The sequence below is a fragment of the Candidatus Accumulibacter vicinus genome, assembly GCF_000584955.1.
GTDB lineage: Bacteria > Pseudomonadota > Gammaproteobacteria > Burkholderiales > Rhodocyclaceae > Accumulibacter > Accumulibacter vicinus.
This window is the reverse complement of sequence record NZ_JDSS02000024.1, coordinates 338,107-340,720: the sequence shown is the minus strand read 5'-3', so window position 1 is coordinate 340,720 and position 2,614 is coordinate 338,107. Positions and strand designations below refer to the sequence as shown.

Sequence of the window (2,614 nt, the reverse complement as noted above, 5' to 3'; positions counted from 1 at the left end):
CCGGAGCCGCTCGCCATCGATCCTGCCGGCTTGCCGCAGCGCTTCCGCCGCCTGTGCCATGATCTGGCGCTGGTGCGTGACCGGAATTACTCGGCGGCGCTGGCCGAGGAACTGCAACAGCGCGTGCTGGCTGCCCATCAGCGCATCTACGGGGCTGCCAGGCCCGAAGGCAATGCCTTGCTCCGTTTCTTCGCCGGCGATTTGCCGTTGCTGGTGCGCAGCGAGTGGCGGGTGGTTGTCGCCGCGACGCTGCTCCTGCTGGGGCCGCTGCTGGCGATGCTGTGGGCCATTCAGGTCTGGCCCGATGCGGCTTTCCTGCTGCTCTCACCGGATACCGTCAGCGAGATCGAGGGGATGTACTCGCCGGCTGCCCCGCACCTCGGCCGTCCACGCGCAGCGTCGAGCGAGTGGGCAATGTGGGCTTTCTATATTGCCAACAATGTACGCATCGATTTTCAGTCCTTCGCCGGTGGCATCGCCTTTGGTCTCGGCGCAGTCTTCTACCTGCTCTACAACGGCCTCTACATCGGGGCGATTGCCGGTCATCTGACGCAGATCGGTCTGGTCGACACGTTCTGGGGCTTTGTCGCCGGCCATAGCGCTTTCGAATTGACCGGCGCGGCGCTCGCCGGCGCTGCCGGACTGAAGCTCGGAATGGCGCTGCTGGCGCCAGGACACCGGACGCGCCTGGCGGCCTTGCAGGAGAACGGCCGCGTCGCGGTGAGGCTGCTTTATGGGGCGGCGGCATTGACCTTCCTTGCCGCATTCATCGAGGCTTTCTGGTCGCCTCTGCGCGGTTTTCCGCTGGCAGTCAAGATTGCGGTCGGCAGCGCTTTCTGGCTACTCACCGGTGCCTATCTGCTGCTGGCTGGACGCCGATCCCGTGCAACTTGAGCAGATGACCGTCCGGTTGCGCCGGCGCAGCCCCTGGGAGGCGCTGGATCTCGGGCGTGCGCTGCTGCGCTACTGGAGTGGTCGGGTCTACCGCGCCTGGTTCGCGACCTATTGGCCGGCCGGGGTCGTCATTCTGCTCGTCATGTGGCCGTGGCCGGAATACGCGATGCTCGTGTTGTGGTGGCTGAAGCCGCTGTTCGACCGGGTACTGCTGTTCGTCTTCAGCCGTTCGGTTTTTGGCGACGAGTGTCGCGTGCGCGACCTGCTGCGCGCACTGCCGCGGCTGTTGCGCGGGCCGGGCCTTGTCTCCGGCCTGACGCTGCGCCGCGGCAGCCTGGCACGCTCGCTGCTGCTGCCGGTATGGCAGCTCGAGCAGCAGACCGGCGCGGGCGCGCGGGCACGTTTCCGGCTGTTGTCGAGGCGCTGCCGGGGGCAGGCCGTCTGGCTGACCTTCTTTTGCGCCAACATGTCAACGATTCTTCTGGTTTCGATCGTGATCGTGCTGCTGGTGCTGGTGCCGGGAGATGGGCAGGATCTGTCGCCCTGGCAGTGGTTCGGCGGCGAGCGTTCGACTGCCGGGTATTTCGCCGGCAACCTGATGTTCATGCTCGCCGAAACGGTGGTCGAGCCGCTCTATGTGGCCTCGGGGTTTTCGCTCTATCTGAACCGGCGCAGCGAACTCGAAGCCTGGGATATCGAGCTTGCGTTCCGACGCCTGGCCGAGCGGCAGTCTCCGACGGCCATCGCGACATCGCTGCTGGTGGTTTTCTTGGCACTGGCGGTGCCGCTGGCGACGCCGGCGCATGCCGAAGAAGCGCCGCAGCCGTCCAGCATGGCCAGGCAGGCGATCGACGCAGTCCTCGCCGATCCGGTCTTCGGTCAGGTCAAGGACGACTGGCATTGGCGCTGGCGGCAGCCGTCGAGTTCGCCTGTCGACAAGCTCGATGACCATCAGAGCAACTGGATCATGGGGCTCTTGCAGGCCATTGAAATCCTCGCCGAGTGGCTCAGGAGCCTGCTCTGGATCTTCACCGGCTTCGCTCTGGCGGCGGCAATATTGCTGGTGCTGCGCTACCGGCAGGCCGGAGTGCGCGCGCGCACTGCGCCTGTAGCACCGGAGTTCCTGTTCGGGCTCGACCTGCGCCCCATTTCCCTGCCGGCGGATGTGGCGGCGGCGGCGCACGCGGCGCTGGATCGGGGCGACAGCGTCGAGGCGTTGAGCCTGCTCTACCGCGGTGCGCTGGTCGCCCTGATGCATCAGCGGCAGATCGACTTTGCCTCTGGAGACACCGAAAACGACTGCCTGCGCCGGATCGCCGGGCGCGTCCCCGAGGCGCTCGACCGGCGTTTCAATGTGATCGTCGAGACCTGGCGGATGGCGGCCTACGGTCGCCTGTCGATCCCGGTCGAACGGATCGAGGAACTGCTGGCAGGCTGGGATGTCCTGTTCGGCAAGCCGGCGGCACGACCATGACGCGCCGCCAGAGCCTGACATCGATCTTCGCCCTCGTCATGCTGGCGCTGTTCGCCGGCTGGCTGAGCAACCATCTCGAACGGGTGCCGGCGACCTACCGCGAAGCGCCGCAGGCCGAGGCCCGGCGTAATCCTTATCTGGCGCTCGAACGGTTCACCGCGCGCATGGGTGGCCAACTGACACGGCAATCGGACGCGCGCATCATCGATCGGCTGCCGGCCGGCGGTACGCTGTTTCTCGATCGCC

The 2,614-nt window shown here is 66.5% G+C and carries 2 protein-coding genes and 1 pseudogene; all 3 read left to right on the top strand.

Translation table 11 applies throughout. The annotated features are described in order from the left end of the window. A partial coding sequence (locus tag CAPSK01_RS12120; protein WP_273703585.1) for a stage II sporulation protein M occupies positions 1 to 894 on the top strand: 894 nt, incomplete at its 5' end. Further along, the gene (locus CAPSK01_RS12115; RefSeq protein WP_273703584.1) at positions 884 to 2,368 is read left to right on the top strand and encodes a hypothetical protein; all 1,485 of its coding nucleotides are present in this window, start codon (positions 884 to 886) and stop codon (positions 2,366 to 2,368) included. The genes CAPSK01_RS12120 and CAPSK01_RS12115, both read left to right, overlap by 11 nt. Next, positions 2,365 to 2,614 (top strand): annotated as a pseudogene (locus tag CAPSK01_RS12110) (hypothetical protein); the annotation flags it as partial. The gene CAPSK01_RS12115 and the pseudogene CAPSK01_RS12110, both read left to right, overlap by 4 nt.